The 17,275-nt window shown below is 60.6% G+C and carries 14 protein-coding genes; 12 read left to right on the top strand and 2 right to left on the bottom strand.

What is annotated here, in order from left to right; translation table 11 throughout:
- Positions 1 to 7 precede the first annotated feature (7 nt).
- From HX869_RS19215 to dacB, 3 genes are read left to right on the top strand one after another with little or no spacing between them, the layout of a single operon-like run.
- Positions 8 to 2,434, top strand: a complete 2,427-nt coding sequence (locus tag HX869_RS19215) for a TonB-dependent receptor (protein WP_178903519.1) — start codon at positions 8 to 10, stop codon at positions 2,432 to 2,434.
- On the top strand, positions 2,434 to 3,468 hold the full coding sequence (locus tag HX869_RS19220) for a YncE family protein (RefSeq protein WP_178903520.1): 1,035 nt from the start codon (positions 2,434 to 2,436) through the stop codon (positions 3,466 to 3,468). Before HX869_RS19215 ends, HX869_RS19220 begins: the two co-directional genes overlap by 1 nt.
- A 58-nt stretch (positions 3,469 to 3,526) precedes the next feature.
- The gene (dacB, locus tag HX869_RS19225; protein WP_178903521.1) at positions 3,527 to 4,987 is read left to right on the top strand and encodes a D-alanyl-D-alanine carboxypeptidase/D-alanyl-D-alanine-endopeptidase; all 1,461 of its coding nucleotides are present in this window, start codon (positions 3,527 to 3,529) and stop codon (positions 4,985 to 4,987) included.
- Positions 4,988 to 5,122: 135 nt separating this feature from the next.
- Here the strand turns inward: dacB and HX869_RS19230 are convergent, their stop codons facing one another.
- Complete coding sequence (locus HX869_RS19230) at positions 5,123 to 5,998, bottom strand: helix-turn-helix domain-containing protein (protein ID WP_177008766.1); 876 nt, start codon at positions 5,996 to 5,998, stop codon at positions 5,123 to 5,125.
- Positions 5,999 to 6,135: 137 nt separating this feature from the next.
- Here HX869_RS19230 and HX869_RS19235 point away from each other — a divergent pair, with 137 nt between their 5' ends.
- Positions 6,136 to 7,047, top strand: coding sequence for a DMT family transporter (locus tag HX869_RS19235; protein ID WP_177116856.1), 912 nt, complete (start codon positions 6,136 to 6,138; stop codon positions 7,045 to 7,047).
- Between the two features lie 57 nt (positions 7,048 to 7,104).
- Here the strand turns inward: HX869_RS19235 and norR are convergent, their stop codons facing one another.
- Complete coding sequence (norR, locus tag HX869_RS19240; protein ID WP_087692812.1) at positions 7,105 to 8,649, bottom strand: nitric oxide reductase transcriptional regulator NorR; 1,545 nt, start codon at positions 8,647 to 8,649, stop codon at positions 7,105 to 7,107.
- A 147-nt stretch (positions 8,650 to 8,796) separates the two neighbouring features.
- Between norR and hmpA the strand changes: the two genes are divergently transcribed.
- The 8 genes from hmpA (at position 8,797) to queC (ending at position 17,166) form a co-directional block, all read left to right on the top strand.
- A complete protein-coding gene (gene hmpA, locus HX869_RS19245) occupies positions 8,797 to 9,978 on the top strand; it encodes an NO-inducible flavohemoprotein (protein WP_177021811.1) in 1,182 nt (393 codons plus the stop codon).
- Between the two features lie 260 nt (positions 9,979 to 10,238).
- Entirely contained in the window at positions 10,239 to 10,745 is a 507-nt protein-coding gene (locus tag HX869_RS19250) for a disulfide bond formation protein B (protein ID WP_008435621.1), read from the top strand.
- A 798-nt stretch (positions 10,746 to 11,543) separates the two neighbouring features.
- The gene (gene cyoA / locus HX869_RS19255; protein ID WP_008435619.1) at positions 11,544 to 12,485 is read left to right on the top strand and encodes a ubiquinol oxidase subunit II; all 942 of its coding nucleotides are present in this window, start codon (positions 11,544 to 11,546) and stop codon (positions 12,483 to 12,485) included.
- A gap of 3 nt (positions 12,486 to 12,488) precedes the next feature.
- Positions 12,489 to 14,507, top strand: coding sequence for a cytochrome o ubiquinol oxidase subunit I (cyoB, locus tag HX869_RS19260; RefSeq protein ID WP_003216371.1), 2,019 nt, complete (start codon positions 12,489 to 12,491; stop codon positions 14,505 to 14,507).
- 3 nt (positions 14,508 to 14,510) lie between these two features.
- Positions 14,511 to 15,137, top strand: coding sequence for a cytochrome o ubiquinol oxidase subunit III (locus HX869_RS19265; RefSeq protein ID WP_008435616.1), 627 nt, complete (start codon positions 14,511 to 14,513; stop codon positions 15,135 to 15,137).
- Complete coding sequence (gene cyoD / locus HX869_RS19270; protein WP_003216374.1) at positions 15,137 to 15,472, top strand: cytochrome o ubiquinol oxidase subunit IV; 336 nt, start codon at positions 15,137 to 15,139, stop codon at positions 15,470 to 15,472. Before HX869_RS19265 ends, cyoD begins: the two co-directional genes overlap by 1 nt.
- A gap of 11 nt (positions 15,473 to 15,483) precedes the next feature.
- Positions 15,484 to 16,371: a heme o synthase gene (cyoE, locus tag HX869_RS19275; RefSeq protein ID WP_003216376.1), complete on the top strand. Its 888-nt coding sequence runs from the start codon at positions 15,484 to 15,486 to the stop codon at positions 16,369 to 16,371.
- A 102-nt stretch (positions 16,372 to 16,473) separates the two neighbouring features.
- Entirely contained in the window at positions 16,474 to 17,166 is a 693-nt protein-coding gene (queC, locus tag HX869_RS19280; protein ID WP_178903522.1) for a 7-cyano-7-deazaguanine synthase QueC, read from the top strand.
- Positions 17,167 to 17,275: the final 109 nt, after the last annotated feature.

The raw sequence follows: 17,275 nt of genomic DNA on the forward strand, positions 1-17,275 counted from the left end.
CTCAAGCATGAAGTCCAGGGCAACGTCGGCGGGTTCGGTTAAACATTGGCTGGGAGCCTCGGTATTGGCAGTTTCGGGGCTGGCGCTGTTGCCCCTGGGCGTGGCGCAGGCGGCCGAGGCGCAGCAGCAGAGCACGCTGTTCAACTTTGCCCTGGCCGCCAAGCCGCTGCCCCAGGCCTTGAGCGACTTCACCCGGGTGACCGGCATCAGCGTGGTCTACACCGACGAAGCGCCGTACGCCATCAAGGCCCCGGCCATCACCGGGCAGATGAGTGCGGCCCAGGCCATGCAACGCCTGCTGGGTAATTCCGGCTTCACCTTCCGCCAGATCGACGCCCGCACCCTGGCCCTGGAACCGCTGCCCACCGACGGCGCGCTGAACCTCGGCGCCACCACCATCAACGGTGCCGCCCTGGCCTCGGATACCACCAGCTATCAACCGCCGCCTACCAGTTCGGTGATGCGTTCCCACGGCCTGCTGCTGGAAACCCCACAGACTGTCAACGTTGTACCGGCCCAGGTGATGCGCGATCAACAGCCGCGCAACCTCGACGATGCCCTGACCAACATCAGTGGCATCACCCAGGCCAACACCTTGGGCAGCACCCAGGACGCGGTGATGCTGCGCGGCTTTGGTGACAACCGAAACGGTTCGATCATGCAGGACGGCATGCCGCTGGTGCAGGGCCGCGCGCTGAACTCCACCGCCGAGCGCGTCGAAGTGCTCAAGGGCCCGTCGTCGTTGCTGTATGGCATCCAGGATCCGGGCGGCGTGGTCAATATCGTCAGCAAGAAACCCGAGCTGATCCAATCCACCTCGCTGACCGTGCGCGGCTCGACCTTTGGCGACGGCAAGAACGGCAGCGGCGGCAACCTCGACACCACAGGGCCCATCGGTGACAGCGGGTTGGCGTACCGCTTGATCGTCGACCATGAAGACGAAGATTACTGGCGCAACTACGGCACTCACCGCGAGAGCCTGATCGCACCGTCGCTGGCCTGGTACGGCGACAACACCAAGCTGTTGTTTGCCTATGAGCACCGGGAGTTTCTCTCGCCGTTCGACCGGGGCACCGCCATCGACCCCAAGACCAACCACCCGCTCAACATCCCGTCGACTCGCCGCCTGGACGAGCCCTTCAACAACATGGAAGGCCGCTCCGACCTGTACCGCTTCGAGGCCGACCACGATTTGAATGACGACTGGAAAGCCCACTTCGGCTACAGCTGGAACCGCGAGACCTACGACGCCAGCCAGGTGCGTGTGGTCAAGGTCAACGCCAATGGCACCCTGACCCGCAGCATGGACGGCACCCAGGGCGCACTGACCACCGACCGCTTCGCCACCGCCAGCCTTGAAGGCAAGGTCAACGTCGCGGGCATGCAGCATGACCTGACCTTCGGCCTGGATGACGAATACCGCAAGATCTACCGGGCCGACCTGATCCGCCAGGCGCCCCGTGGCACGTTCAACTACAACGATCCGGTCTATGGCAATGAAGTGGCGGGCACCACCGTCAGCGCGCCGGACAGCAACCAGACGGACCTGCTGCGCAGCGACTCGCTGTTCCTGCAGGATGCGATCCACCTCACTGACCAGTGGATCCTGGTGGGCGGCGCGCGTTATCAGATGTACGACCAATACGCCGGCAAGGGTGTCCCGTTCACCGCCAACACCGACGGCAATGGCCAGAAGTGGGTGCCACGCGCGGGCCTGGTGTACCGCTACACCGACGAGCTGTCGTTCTATGGCAGCTACACCGAGTCGTTCAAGCCCAATTCCACCATCGCACCGCTGGCGAACAAAAGTGTGCTGGATGGCAGCCTTGAGCCGGAGCAGTCGAAGTCCTGGGAGTTGGGGACCAAGCTCGATATACCAGGGCGCATCACCGCCAGCGCCGCCCTGTTCAACATCGAAAAACGCAACGTGCTGGTGCAGGTCGGCGATGGCCTGACCTCGGTCTACAGCGTCGCCGGCAAAGTGCGCTCCCGTGGCCTGGAACTGGATGCCAGCGGCCAACTGACGGACAAGTGGAGCGTGATCGGCAGCTATGCCTACACCGATGCCGAAGTCACCGAAGACCCCGAATACAAAGGTAATCGCCTGCAAAACGTGGCGAAGAACACCGGCTCGCTGTCGGCGGTGTATGACTTCGGCAGCATTCTCGGTGGCGACCAACTGCGGGTCGGCGCCGGGGCACGTTATGTCGGCGAGCGTGCAGGGGACGCGGCCAACAGCTTCGAACTGCCGGGCTACACCGTGGCCGATGCGTTCGCCACCTATGACACTAAAATCGAGGGGCAGAAGGTCAAGTTCCAGCTCAACGTGAAGAACCTGTTTGACCGTACCTATTACACCTCGGCCGTGAACACCCAGTTCGTATCCATCGGCGATGCGCGGCAGGTGTCCGTCTCCAGCACCCTGGAGTTCTGATGAAACACTGGTTACTGGCAGCACTGTTGATCAGCGGCGCGGCATCGGCTGATGACTCGACCTACCATCGCGAACACCGGGTGACATTGCCCGGCTCCGGCCACAGTTGGGGCTTTGTCGGGCTGGACCCGACCCGGCCGTATCTGTTCCTGGCCCGCCGGGAAAACGGCCTGAGCGTGTTTGATGTGAAACAGCAGCGCCTGGTCGAGACGGTGGCGCAGTCCGAAGGCGCCAACGGCGTGGTGTTCGTGCCTGAGGTAGACCGGGTATTCGTGCTCAACACCGACGGCAGTCTGAGTGTGGTGGAGTTATCCACACTCACATTCCTGAAGCGCATCCCGGTGGCGCAAAGCAACCTCAACAGCGCGGTGTACGAGCCATCGACGGGCAAGGTGATTATTGTCAGTGGGCGTCGGGCGGATCGTTCGACGCTGTTTGAATTCGACCCGAAACAGGAACGAATCACCGGCGCCCATGAACTGGCGGTGAAGAAAATCGACCCGCTGCTGATCAAGGGCGACGGCAGCTTCTTCCTGCCGATGCGCGATGAAGGCAAGGTCGCCCGCTATTCGGCGAGCACCTTTGCGTTGCTTGACACCTGGCAGTTTGCCGGTTGCCCCAAGCCCAGCGCATTGGCCCAGGACGTGGCGCGCCAGCGACTGTTTGTGGCGTGTCGCGGTGAAGTGCCGGTGTTGATCGTTGCCGACCGGAAAACCGGTGAAGTAAAGGCGAAGCTGCCGATCACCCGCGACGTCAACGCCCTGGCCTACGACGAGCAGCACCGGCGCTTGCTGATCCCCAGTGGCGTCGATGCCAACCTGACGCTGGTGGATCAAACGGATGCCGACCACTACGCCGTACGCGCCAGCGTCAGCAGCTTGCCGATGGCCTACAACATGGCGTTCGACCCGGCGAGCCAGCGGGTATTCCTGCCGGCCATGGACTTTACCCAGCCGGCGCCGAGCAAGGCCGAGCCCAAGCCGGACCCGCTGTTTCATGCCAATACGTTTTCCGTCACGACCTACGGGCCTTGATTGACCGGGAGGAATTCCACAAGCTGCGCACTCTCGAAATTCAAGGACTACCAGGTTTATGCGGTTGGGACGATGGACACACACCGGCGGGCTGCTGCTGGGCTTGAGCTTGTTGCTGGGCGGTTGCGCCACGGCGCCGAAAACTTCCACCAGCGCCAGCCTCGACCAGTTGCTGGCCGACCCGGCACTGCACGGCGCCAGCGTATCGCTGATGGTGCGTGATGCCCGCAGCGGCAACACGCTCTACCAGCACAACCCACGCACACGGCTGAGCCCGGCTTCGAGCCTCAAGCTGTTGACCACTGCGGCGGCGATGGATGTGCTGGGGCCGCAGTATCGGTTTTCCACGCAACTGTTGAGCGACGGCATCCGCCAGGGCGCGGTGCTTGACGGCAACCTCTACCTGCGCGGCCTGGGCGACCCGACGATCCAGTGGGCGGATTACCAGGCGCTGGCGGCCAACCTGGCGCAGCAGGGCATCCGGCAGGTGCGGGGCGACCTGGTGTTCGACGACACGTTCTTCGACGCCGAGCGCCTGGGCACCGACTGGTCCCAGGACGATGAAAGCACCTACTACGGCGCGCAGATTTCGGCGCTGACGGTATCGCCCAATGACGACTTTGATGCGGGCTCCCTGCTGGTCACGGCCAGGGCGCCGGTCGTGGCAGGGCGCCCGGTGACGGTGGAGATCAGCCCGGCTACCGATTACGTGCAGCTCAGCAACCGTGCGGTCAGCGGCACAGGCAACAGCTATGGAATCAATCGCCAGCACGGCACCAACCTGTTGCGCCTCAGTGGCGCGCTGGCGCCGGGCAGGCAGAGCCCGCAACTGGTCAGTGTGTGGGAGCCGACGCAACTGGTGGCCAACCTGTTTGAACAGGCCTTGGCGCAGCAGGGGATTGTCGTGCAGGGGCGTCGGATGATCGGGGGTGTGACGCCGACCACGGCGACGGTGCTCGCGCTGCATGAGTCGGCGCCGTTGCAGGAACTGATCACGCCGTTGCTCAAGCTTTCCAATAACAACATGTCTGAAGCCTTGCTCAAGAGCATGGGGCGCAAGACCGTGAATGCCGGTACGGCGCCTGCCGGTGTGGCGGCGGTGGCCGGGTTCCTGAAACGTCAGGGGATTGATACGGCGACGTTGAACCAGGTGGACGGTTCGGGGTTGTCCCGGCGTAACCTGGTGTCGTCGCAGAACCTCACGGATGTGCTGCTGGCCGCCAGCAAACAGCCCTGGTTCAGCGCCTGGTACAACGCGTTGCCGGTTGCCGGTAATCCGCAGCGACTGGTGGGCGGCAGCCTGCGTTACCGCCTGCGGGGCACCGCTGCGGAAAACAACCTGCACGGCAAGACCGGCTCCATGAGCGGCGTGTCGTCGTTGACCGGGTATGTCACCGATGCCAATGGGCGCAAGCTGGTGTTTTCGATGGTGACCAACAATTACGTGGTCGCAGGCGCGCGGGTCAAGGCGCTGGAAAACCGCCTGGCCACGGCACTGGCCAACAGCACGGACTATTGAGCACCGAAGATCAAAGGTGGGAGCGGGCTTGCTCGCGAATGCGCTGGTTCAGTCAGTACATGTGTTGACTGTCACACCGCTTTCGCGAGCAAGCCCGCTCCCACATTGGACCTGTGCTGTCAGGCAGATTGCATTTCAAGGCAGGAACGCCTGCCGGTATTCACCAGGGGTGGCGCCCATCGCCTGGCGGAACCGGTTGGTAAAGTGGCTCGCGCTGGAAAATCCGCACGCCAGGGCAATCTCGCCCAGCGGCAACGACCCACCCCGCAACAACTCCCGGGCGCGGGCCAGGCGCCGCGCCAGCAGATATTGATGGGGCGGCAGTCCAAAACTCTCGCGAAACATCCGCGCAAAGTGGTACTCCGACAACGCACACAAGCCTGCCAACTGCCCCAGGCTGATCGGCTCCGCCAGTTGCTGGTCGATGTGCTCCACCAGTTGCCGGCGCTGGTGGGCGGCCAGCCCGCCTTTCAAACGCAAACCCTCGCGCATCCCCACCTGGCTGAGCAAGGTATGGCTGAGCATTTCATGGGCCAGGCTGCTGGTCAGCAGGCGTTCGCCGGGCTCTTTCCAGTTCAGGCTGATCAACTGGTGAAAACGCCGGGCCTGCCGCGCATCGTCGAGGAAGGTGCTCTCGCGCAGTTGCAACTCGCGGGGTTCGCGGTCCAGCAAGGTGACGCAGCCCAGGGCGAATTGCTCGGGGCTGAAATACACGTGGGCCAGGCGGATTTCGCCGTTGATCACCCAGGCCGACTGATGCTCGGCCGGCAGGATGCACAGCTTGTCCGGGCCGCCCTTGGTGCCGGGCTGGTCGCGGCGAAAGGTGCCGGTGCCGCCGCCGATGTAGCAGGACAAGGTGTGGTGGTCGGGGGCTTCGTAATCCTGGGCGTCGTGATGGTTGCTCCACAAGGCTGCAGACAAGCCGTCACCGAGCTCGGCGCACAGCTCGAGGCGAGCGTTGGGCGAGCGGTTGAGGGATTGAAAGACTTGCAGGGTTTCCAGTGGCGGCATATTCGTACTCTCTGACGGTTTGCATCCTACTCCCCGCGGCGGCGGCTGTGATCCCGGCAGCCGACAAAAGCGCAAGAATGTGCAAGAGACCTGGTGCCGCCAGGGGCGAAACTGTGGCTCAACCCTCGGAGCCCGCCATGAACCTTTTCCTGTATTTACTCACCGTATTGATCTGGGGCACCACCTGGATTGCCCTCAAGTGGCAACTGGGCGTGGTGGCGATTCCGGTGTCCATCGTCTATCGCTTTGGCCTCGCGGCGCTGGTGCTGTTCGTGATGCTGCTGCTCAGCCGCAAGCTGCAGGTTGTGAACCGGCGCGGGCATCTGATCTGCCTGGCCCAGGGCCTGTGCCTGTTTTGCGTCAACTTCATGTGCTTCCTGACCGCCAGCCAGTGGATTCCCAGCGGCCTGGTGGCGGTGGTGTTCTCGACGGCCACCTTGTGGAACGCGCTGAACGCCCGGGTGTTCTTCGGGCAGAAGGTCGCACGCAATGTGTTGATGGGCGGCGGCCTTGGCTTGCTGGGCCTGGGGCTGTTGTTCTGGCCGGAACTGGTGGGGCACACCGCCAGCCCGCAAACCTTGCTCGGCCTGGGTTTGGCATTGCTCGGCACCATGTGTTTCTCGGCGGGCAATATGCTGTCGAGCCTGCAGCAGAAGGCCGGCCTCAAGCCACTGACCACCAATGCCTGGGGCATGGCCTATGGTGCGTCGATGCTGGCGATGTACTGCGCGGTGCAGGGCATTCCGTTCGACATGGAATGGAACAGCCGGTACATCGGTTCGCTGCTGTACCTGGTGATCCCGGGTTCGGTGATTGGCTTTACCGCCTACCTGACCCTGGTCGGGCGCATGGGGCCGGAGCGGGCGGCGTATTGCACCGTGCTGTTCCCGGTGGTGGCGTTGAACGTCTCGGCGTTTGCCGAGGGCTATCAGTGGACGGCGCCGGCGTTGGCGGGGTTGGTGCTGGTGATGCTGGGGAATGTGTTGGTGTTTCGCAAGCCCAAGGCTGGCGCGCCGATCAATCCAATCTACAAGGCGAAGCAGGTTTAGTGTGGGGGGCTCGACAGCTCCCACATTTGATCTCCTTTACCTGAGAATCACCGTTCATTACTTCAGGCCCAGGCGCTTGGCCATTCGTCCCAGGTTGGCCCGGTCCAGGCCCAGCTCACGGGCGGCACTGGCCCAGTTGTGCTGGTGGCGTTCCAGGCAGGCGCTGATGACCTGGCGCTGGTAGTTCTCGGTGGCCAGGCGCAGGTCGCCGGTGACGTCCGGCACGGGGTCGGGCTGCGCTTCGAGCGGTGGCGCGGTAGCGTTCGGCAAGTCCAGATCCGCCGCGCTGAGGCTGAGAATCTTCGGGCGCTCCCGGCAGTTACCCAGGGCTTTCAAGGCGCTGCGGCCGATCAAGTGTTCCAGTTCGCGCACATTCCCCGGCCAGGTATAAGCCAGCAGTGCCGCCTGGGCATCGCTGGTCAGGCGCAGGCTGCCCAGGCCCATGCGTGAGCGGTTCTGTTCAAGGAAAAAGCCCGCCAGCAACAGCACATCGCGACCGCGCTCACGCAGGGCCGGCACTTGCAGGGGATACACGCTTAAACGGTGATAGAAGTCGGCACGATAGCGGCCGCTGCGTACTTCTTCGGCCAGATCCCGGTTAGTGGCAGCGATCAGGCGCACATCCACCTGGTGCTCCTTGTCAGACCCCAGGCGCTGCAACTGGCCACTTTGCAGCACCCGCAGCAGCTTGGCCTGCACGGTGAGGGACAACTCGCCCACTTCATCAAGAAACAGCGTGCCGCCATTCGCCAGCTCGAACTTGCCCCGGCGTTCGTTGAGCGCGCCGGTAAACGCCCCGCGCACGTGGCCGAACAGTTCGCTTTCCACCAGGGTTTCCGGCAGGGCGGCGCAGTTGAGGCTGATCAGCGGTTTCTCGGCGCGGTTTGATGCAGCATGGATCGCCTGGGCCACCAGCTCCTTGCCCACGCCGGTCTCGCCGGTGATCAATACCGTCAGGTCACTGCCACCCACCAGGTTGATTTCTTCCACCAGGCGTTTGTGGCTCTTGCTCTGGCCGATCATTTCCTTGTGCTGCTGGCCGCTGGCCTGGCGGTAGATTTCGGCGCGCTGGTGTTCGTCTTCGGCACGCAGGGCCAGGCGTTCAATGCGTTCAGCGACATTGACGGTGGCGGCGGCGAGACTGGCGAAGGCTTGCAGGGCGTCCAGTTCCACCCGTTCGAAGCGCTCGGTATCCAGGGCGTCGAGGGTCAGCAGGCCCCAGGGCCGGTCGTCGACAAACAGCGGGCAGCCCATGCAGTCGTGGACTTCCAGATGCCCGTGCAGGCCATCCACCAGGCCGTCATAGGGGTCGGGCAGTTCGCTGTCGCTGTCAAAGCGGGTAGGGCCGGGGCTGCTGAGCAGCACGGCGAAACGCGGATGTTCGCTGACCTTGAAGCGCCGGCCGAGGGTGTCGGTGCTCAAGCCATCCACCGCCAGCGGCACCAGCCATTCGCCGTCGAGGCGCAGCAGGGCGGCCGCGTCGCAGGGTAGCAGGGCGCGCATGGCCTGGAGCAGGCGCCGGTAACGCTCGCCTTCGGGCAACTCGCGGGACAGGTCGGCGACCAGGGGCAGCAGGGTGGTGAGCAGCGGCTTCGCAGTCATAATGACTCCTTGTAGTCATAGTGACTATATAGCGTAGGAAGTCATACTGACTACATTAATGTTAAGCATTTGATTTATAAGGATTTATTAGTTGGCATGAATACTGAGTAGTAAAGGGTATTCAGTAAGAAGACTCAGGAGTCTGCCATGCTTAGTGCCCAAGACCGTGCCATCGTCAAATCCACCGTGCCCCTGCTGGAAAGTGGCGGCGAAGCCCTGATCACCCATTTCTACCGGATGATGCTGTCCGAATACCCAGAAGTACGTCCGCTGTTCAACCAGGCCCACCAGGCCAGCGGCGACCAGCCCCGGGCCTTGGCCAACGGCGTGCTGATGTACGCCCGGCATATCGACCAACTCGACCAGTTGGGCGATCTGGTGGCAAAGATCATCAACAAGCACGTGGCCCTGCAGATCCTGCCGGAGCATTACCCGATTGTCGGTACCTGCCTGCTGCGGGCAATTTCCGAAGTGCTGGGCAGCGAAATCGCCACCCCTGAAGTGATGAGTGCCTGGGGCGCCGCCTATGGCCAATTGGCCGACATCCTGATCGGTGCCGAGGCGGCTATCTATAAAGAGAAGGAACAAGCACCGGGCGGCTGGCGTGGCGCGCGGCCGTTCACCTTGGTCAAGCGTGTGGAGGAGAGCGCGGAAATTATCTCGTTTTACTTCGCGCCTGTGGATAACGGCCCGATCCTGGCCGCCGAGCCTGGGCAGTACATCGGCATGAAGCTGGTGCTGGAGGGCGAGGAAGTGCGCCGCAACTATTCCCTGTCGGCGCGTGGCGATTCGGGCCAGTACCGCATCAGCGTCAAGCGCGAAGCCGGTGGGCGGGTGTCGAACTACCTGCATGACCAGTTCCAGGTGGGTGCGACCATCGATCTGTTCCCGCCTTCGGGGGAGTTCACCCTGGCGGCCAGCGACAAGCCATTGGTGCTGATCAGCGGCGGCGTGGGCATCACGCCAACATTGCCGATGCTCGAAGCGGCGCTGGCCACCGAGCGTCCGATTCACTTTATCCACTGCGCGCGTAATGGCGGCGTGCATGCGTTCCGCGAATGGGTGGATGGCCTGGCCGCGCAGCATCCGCAACTCAAGCGCTTCTATTGCTACGCCGAGGATGATGGCGTGAGCCCGGCGGCGGACAAGGTCGGGATGCTGAGCCAGGAGCAACTGGCGGCGTGGCTGCCGCAGGAGCGCGATGTGGATGCGTACTTCCTGGGGCCTAAAGGCTTCATGGCGGCGATCAAGCGTCACTTGAAGGCCCTGGGTGTGCCGGAAGCGCAGAGCCGGTATGAGTTCTTTGGGCCGGCGTCGGCCCTGGAATAACTTACTCGGTCAAAAATGTGGGAGCGGCGGTGCGACGATTCGACTTGCTCGCGAAAGCGGAGTGTCAGTCACTGAATGTGTGTCTGATACACCGCCTTCGCGAGCAAGCCCGCTCCCACATTTTGATCTCCATTTTCCCTGATTAATCTCCTGTTAATGCCTCCTGTTTAAACCTCCACACGCCAACTGCTCAACTTTCACCGTCCGCGTGTAAACTTGCGGCCATTGGCACAACCATCATTGGCTAAAGGGAAACGGGGATGATCGACGAATTGCGTTTGGGCAGGGAGCGACGCTTTCTGGTACTGCTGGGCATCATCTGCCTGGCGCTGATCGGCGGGGCGCTGTACATGCAGGTGGTGCTGGGCGAGGCCCCTTGCCCGCTGTGCATCCTGCAACGTTATGCCTTGCTGCTGATCGCGATCTTCGCCTTCATCGGTGCCGCCATGCGCACCACCCGCAGTGTCACGGTGTTTGAAGCACTGGTGACCCTCAGCGCCCTGGGGGGCGTCGCCGCTGCCGGCTATCACGTGTACATCCAGTTCTTTCCGAAGGTCAGCTGCGGCATCGACGTGCTGCAACCGATTGTCGATGGCTTGCCGCTGGCCTCGGTGTTTCCCCTGGGGTTCCAGGTCGACGGCTTCTGTGAGACGCCGTACCCGCCCGTGCTCGGCCTGTCCCTGGCCCAGTGGGCGCTGGTGGCCTTTGTGCTGACGGTGATCCTGGTGCCACTGGGCATTTACCGTAATCGCCAGGGCAAAGCCTAAGCGGTTACAACTCAACGCCCCGGCCTTCCTCTAAAGAAGGCTGGGGCGTTTTTGTTTGTAGGCATTTGTGAAGAGGCCGTGACGCGGGGCAAGTTTGGGTGTGCGCAGCGTGCGACATGTTGTCACACGGAAGCTGTCGCAGGACGTTTCTGACGCTCGTAAACGCGCCATAAATTTGCATGAAGCGGCGTTTTATGGCTGTCAGTTCGTCGTCTGGCCGACGCCGCGAGTGGCGTGCGGTCGGCGACATTGCCCGATGTCCGAATGCCTTGTTTTTAGGGGACTTGGATCCGTTTTCGATGCCCTTACAGGCTGTAAGGGATGTGGCAGATTGCCCAATAACACGGCATTTTTTGTGGTTTTTGTCGAGAATCAAACGCGATACGATCGCGGACCTTTGCAATAATGGTGAAGGATTATTGCTGGAAACGATAAAAATTATTTCTGGATAAGACATGGTTTATACATCGCTAGCTAACTACAATCGCCCGCACTGAATGTCCGGTGCTGCTCACCCCTGAGCAAACTAGGGCGGTCGAGAAGCGGATGTAACGTTTCATGCGACCCCAGGTGCCGGCAGCCTTTCAACTATCCGCACCAAATGGAATTGGTCTGTAACAAGGCCTTTGACCAACGAATTCGAATAAGAACTCACCGCTAGCCCGGGACGTGTCGATTCGCGCAAGGTGCGACGGGCAGGCCCTTATTCAATCGAAGAGAAATGCCAACCCTTGGCAGGGTGAAGTGTTGGCGATCAAAACCCAACTGCATTGCGCAAGCTGCTTTAGAGGTCGTGAGATGAGTAAAAACAGGTACCCCCGATTACTAGGCTTTTTGCCGCTGCTTGGCATGATGTTAATGCTGGGAGGCTGCAAGTGGACCTTGCTCGACCCTAAAGGTCAGGTCGGTCTGGATCAACGCAACCTGATCATCACCGCCACCCTGCTGATGCTGTTGGTCGTGGTGCCCGTGATCATCATGACGTTCGCGTTCGCCTGGAAATACCGCGCGTCGAACACCAGCGCCACCTACGCGCCGAAGTGGTCGCACTCCACCAAGATTGAAATCGCGGTGTGGCTGGTGCCGATCCTCATCATCATCGCCCTGGGTTACATCACCTATAAGTCGACCCATGAGCTGGACCCGTACCGTCCGCTGGACTCCGACGTCAAGCCGATCAACATCGAAGTGGTCGCGCTGGACTGGAAGTGGCTGTTCATCTACCCGGACCTGGGTATCGCCACTGTGAACCAGATCCGGTTCCCGGAGAACACCCCGCTTAATTTCCGGATCACCTCCGACGCCGTGATGAACTCGTTCTTCATCCCTGCACTGGGTGGCCAGATCTACGCGATGGCAGGCATGCAGACCCGTCTGCACCTGATCGCGAACGAGAAAGCTGAAATGGAAGGCATCTCCGCCAACTACAGCGGTGCTGGCTTCACCGGCATGAAATTCAAAGCGATCTCGACGAGCCAGGAAGATTTCAACGCCTGGGTAGCCGAAGTCAAGGCCGCACCTAAACAGCTTGATCAAGCTGAATACGACGCCCTTGCCAAACCAAGCCAGAACAACCCAGTCGCCCTGTACTCCACGTACGAGCCGGACCTGTTTCAGAAAATCGTCGACAAGTACGAAGGTATGAAGCCAGGCAAGCCGATCGAGCACGAGAAGAAAGAAGTGGCCGCGGTTGAAGGTTCTGACACGGGCTCGCATTCAACTGCTGGGGCAGAGGAGTAAACGATGTTTGGTAAATTAAGTTGGGATGCGGTCCCGTTCCACGAGCCGATCGTGATGGTGACCATCGCCATGATCGCGCTGGGTGGTCTGGCACTGTTTGCAGGTATCACTTACTTCAAGAAGTGGACCTACCTGTGGACCGAGTGGCTGACTTCGGTCGACCACAAGAAAATCGGCGTCATGTACGTCATCGTTGCCATGGTCATGCTGCTGCGTGGTTTTGCCGACGCCATCATGATGCGTACCCAGTTGGCCATGGCCACCGAGGGTTCGCCTGGCTACCTGCCTCCTGAACACTATGACCAGATCTTCACCGCCCACGGTGTGATCATGATCATCTTCATGGCGATGCCTTTCTTCACCGGCCTGATGAACCTTGCCTTGCCGCTGCAGATCGGTGCGCGTGACGTTGCGTTCCCGTTCCTGAACTCCCTGAGCTTCTGGCTGCTGGTATCCGGCGTAGTGCTGATCAACCTGTCCCTGGGCGTCGGCGAATTCGCCAAGACCGGTTGGGTTGCGTATCCGCCATTGTCGGGCCTGGCCTACAGTCCGGGCGTGGGTGTGGATTACTACATCTGGGCGCTACAGTTATCAGGACTCGGGACGACACTGACGGGGGTCAACTTCCTGGCCACCGTCTTGAAAATGCGCGCCCCTGGCATGAAGCTGATGGACATGCCGATCTTCACTTGGACCTGCACCTGGGCCAACGTACTGATCGTTGCATCGTTCCCGATCCTGGCTGCAACCATGGCGTTGCTGTCGCTTGACCGTTACCTGGATTTCCACATTTTCACCAATGAACTTGGTGGCAATCCAATGATGTACGTGAACCTGTTCTGGGCATGGGGTCACCCTGAGGTGTACATCCTGATCCTGCCAGCGTTCGGTATCTTCTCCGAAGTGATCTCGACCTTCTCGGGCAAGCGCCTGTTCGGTCACCACTCGATGATCTACGCCTCGGGCGCGATCTCGGTACTGGGCTTCATGGTTTGGCTGCACCACTTCTTCACCATGGGTTCGGGGGCCAGCGTCAACGCGTTCTTCGGACTGGCGACGATGCTGATTTCCATCCCGACGGGGGTGAAGCTATTTAACTGGCTATTCACCATCTATCACGGTCGTCTGCGTATCACCAGCCAGGTTCTGTGGACCCTGGGCTTCATGGTGACCTTCGCGATCGGCGGCATGACCGGCGTACTGCTGGCCATCCCGGGTGCTGACTTCGTGCTGCACAACAGCCTGTTCGTCATTGCTCACTTCCATAACGTGATCATCGGCGGCGCAGTATTCGGCTACATCGCAGGTTTCAGCTTCTACTTCCCGAAAGCGTTCGGCTTCAAGCTGCACGAAGGCTGGGGCAAGGCTGCATTCTGGTTCTGGATCTCGGGCTTCTTCGTCGCGTTCATGCCGCTCTACGCTCTGGGCTTCATGGGCATGACCCGTCGTCTGAACGCCACGACCAACCCTGAGTGGGTACCGTACCTGTACGTTGCCATGGTGGGTGCACTGATGATCGCTGTGGGTATCGCCTGCCAGCTGATCCAGCTGTATGTCAGCGTGCGTGATCGCAAGCAGAACATGTGCGAATCCGGCGACCCATGGAATGCACACACCCTGGAATGGTCGACTTCGTCGCCACCGCCGTTCTACAACTTTGCCGTACTGCCGAAGGCTGACAGCATCGATCCGTTCACCGAAGCCAAGGAAGACGGTACTGCGTACCAGAAGCCTGCGCGTTACGAACCGATCCACATGCCTAACAACACCGCTACCGGCGTTGTGATGGGCGCGCTGTTGACCGTGTTCGGTTTCGCGATGATCTGGCACATCTGGTGGCTGGCCATCGTGAGCCTGGTGGGCACCATCGGCTACTTCATCGTTCACGCTGCCCGTGATGACCAAGGCTACATGGTGCCGGTCGACGTGATCGAACGCATCGAAGCCGAGCAACACGCTCGCCTGGTTGCCGAGAAGAAGATCCCGGCCAACCGTGTTGAAACCTCGTTGGAACAGGCTTAAACCATGTCGAACTTAGTGACCAATGCTGGACACGCCCATGTCGATGACCATGGGCACGATGACCATCACCACGACTCGGGGCCAATGACCGTATTCGGTTTCTGGCTCTACCTGATGACCGACTGCATCTTGTTTGCGTCGATCTTCGCGGTGTACGCGGTACTGGTAAACAACGTAGCGGGTGGCCCGTCGGGCCACGACATCTTCGAACTGCCTTACGTGCTCGGCGAAACCGCCTTGCTGTTGTTCAGCTCGATCACCTACGGCTTCGCCATGCTGGCCTTCTACAAGGGCAGCAAGAAAGGCGTCCTGAGCTGGTTGGCACTGACCTTCCTGTTCGGCCTGGGCTTCATCGGCATGGAGGTCAACGAGTTCCACCTGCTGATCTCCGAAGGTTACGGCCCGCACCGTAGCGGCTTCCTGTCGGCGTTCTTCACGCTGGTAGGCACCCACGGTCTGCACGTGACTGCCGGTCTGATCTGGATGGCGACCATGATGTATCAGGTCAACAAACATGGCCTGACCAACACCAACAAGACTCGCCTGAGCTGCCTGAGCCTGTTCTGGCACTTCCTGGACGTGGTCTGGATCTGCGTCTTCACCGTTGTCTACCTGATGGGGACTCTGTAATGGCTAATGCACATTCCCATGACAGCCATGATGACAGCCACGGCAGCGTCAAGTCGTACGCCATTGGCTTCATCCTGTCGGTCATCCTGACGCTGATCCCGTTCGGCCTGGTGATGTACCCAACCTTGCCGAAGTCGATCACCTTGATGATCGTCCTGGCGTTCGCGGTAATCCAGGTCCTGGTTCACCTGGTGTACTTCCTGCACCTGGACCGCTCGAAGGCTCAGCGCGATAACGTGATTGCGTTCGTGTTCGCAGGTTTGGTGATCCTCCTGCTGGTTGGCCTGTCGGTATGGATCATGTTCAGCATCCATACGTTCATGATGGCGAAGTGAGGTAAGACCCGATGTCGCTTAAGCACTTTATCCAAATCACCAAACCGGGGATCATTTTCGGTAACGTGCTTTCTGTGGCAGGCGGTTTCTTCCTGGCCTCCAAGGGGCATGTCGATCTGGCCATTTTCCTGGCTGCGATGATCGGCACGTCCCTGGTGGTAGCTTCCGGTTGTGTATTCAACAACTGCATCGACCGCGATATCGACATCAAGATGGAACGCACCAAGAATCGTGTGCTGGTCCAGGGCCTTATCTCCCTGAAACTGGCACTGATCTTCGCGACCATCCTGGGTATCGCGGGCGTGGTGTTGCTGTACAAGGTGGCCAACCCGCTGGCGGCGCTGTTTGCCGTGATCGGCTTTGTCATCTACGTCGGCTTCTACAGCCTGTACCTCAAGCGCAAGTCGGTTCACGGCACGCTGGTGGGCAGTCTGTCGGGGGCGATGCCGCCGGTGATTGGTTATGTGGCTGTGACCAATAGCTTCGACATGGCCGCGTTGGTGCTACTGGTGATGTTCAGCCTGTGGCAGATGCCGCACTCCTATGCCATCGCGATCTTCCGCTTCAACGACTACCTGGCTGCCTCGATTCCGGTTCTTCCGGTCAAGCGTGGCATCAAGGTCGCCAAGAAACACATCCTGCTCTACATCCTGGCCTTCCTCGTGGCGACCTTGATGTTGACCTTCAGTGGCTACGCCGGCATGAGCTACCTCGCCGTTGCCGCCGCCATGGGCATGTACTGGTTGTACATGGCCTGGACCGGCTACAAGGCGGTGGATGACACCGTCTGGGCACGCAAGCTGTTCGTCTTCTCGATCTTCACCATCACCGCCTTGAGCGTGATGATGTCCCTGGATTTCCAGGTGCCGAAAGAGTTGCTGCTGACGTACGCTCACTGAGTGATCGAGCAGTAAAAAACCCCGCCTTCGAAAGAAGCGCGGGGTTTTTTATTGAGGGGCCTTTAAACTATGCCAAATCTTACAAATGCAGGAAGCAGCGTGATGAGTAAAAAAGCCGTTATCGTATTCAGTGGTGGGCAGGATTCGACCACCTGCCTGATCCAGGCACTGGCGCTGTATGACGAGGTGCACTGCATTACCTTCGATTATGGCCAGCGCCATGTGGCGGAAATCGAAGTCGCACAGAAACTCGCCAAACAGCTGGGCGCCACCGTTCACAAAGTGATGGACGTGTCGCTGTTGAACGAGCTGGCCATCAGCAGCCTGACCCGCGACAACATTCCGGTACCCATGGTGAACAGCTCGGGCGAGAGTTTGCCGAGCACATTCGTGCCTGGCAGGAACATTCTGTTTTTGACCCTCGCGGCGATCTACGCCTACCAGGTCAAGGCGGAAACGGTGATCACCGGGGTGTGTGAAACCGACTTCTCCGGCTATCCCGATTGCCGGGACGAGTTCGTCAAGGCGCTGAACAAAGCGCTGCAACTGGGCATGGAATACGACGTGCGCCTGGAAACGCCGTTGATGTGGCTGAACAAGGCCGAGACCTGGGCCCTGGCGGACGATCACCAGCAGATGGACCTGATCCGCAACCAGACCCTGACCTGCTACAACGGCATTATCGGTACGGGTTGTGGCAACTGCGACGCGTGCAACCTTCGCGCACGTGGCCTGAACGACTACCTCGAAAACAAGGCAGCCGTCATGCAGAGCCTGAAAAGCAAACTGGCGTGATGTCGATCGTTCCCACGCTCCGCGTGGGAACGCATCCCGTGCCGCTCCGCGTCACAAAGGCGGACGCGGAGCGTCCAAGGCGGCATTCCCACGCAGAGCGTGGGAACGA

It is taken from the genome of Pseudomonas sp. P7779 (genome assembly GCF_013386315.1).
In the GTDB taxonomy this organism is placed as follows: domain Bacteria; phylum Pseudomonadota; class Gammaproteobacteria; order Pseudomonadales; family Pseudomonadaceae; genus Aquipseudomonas.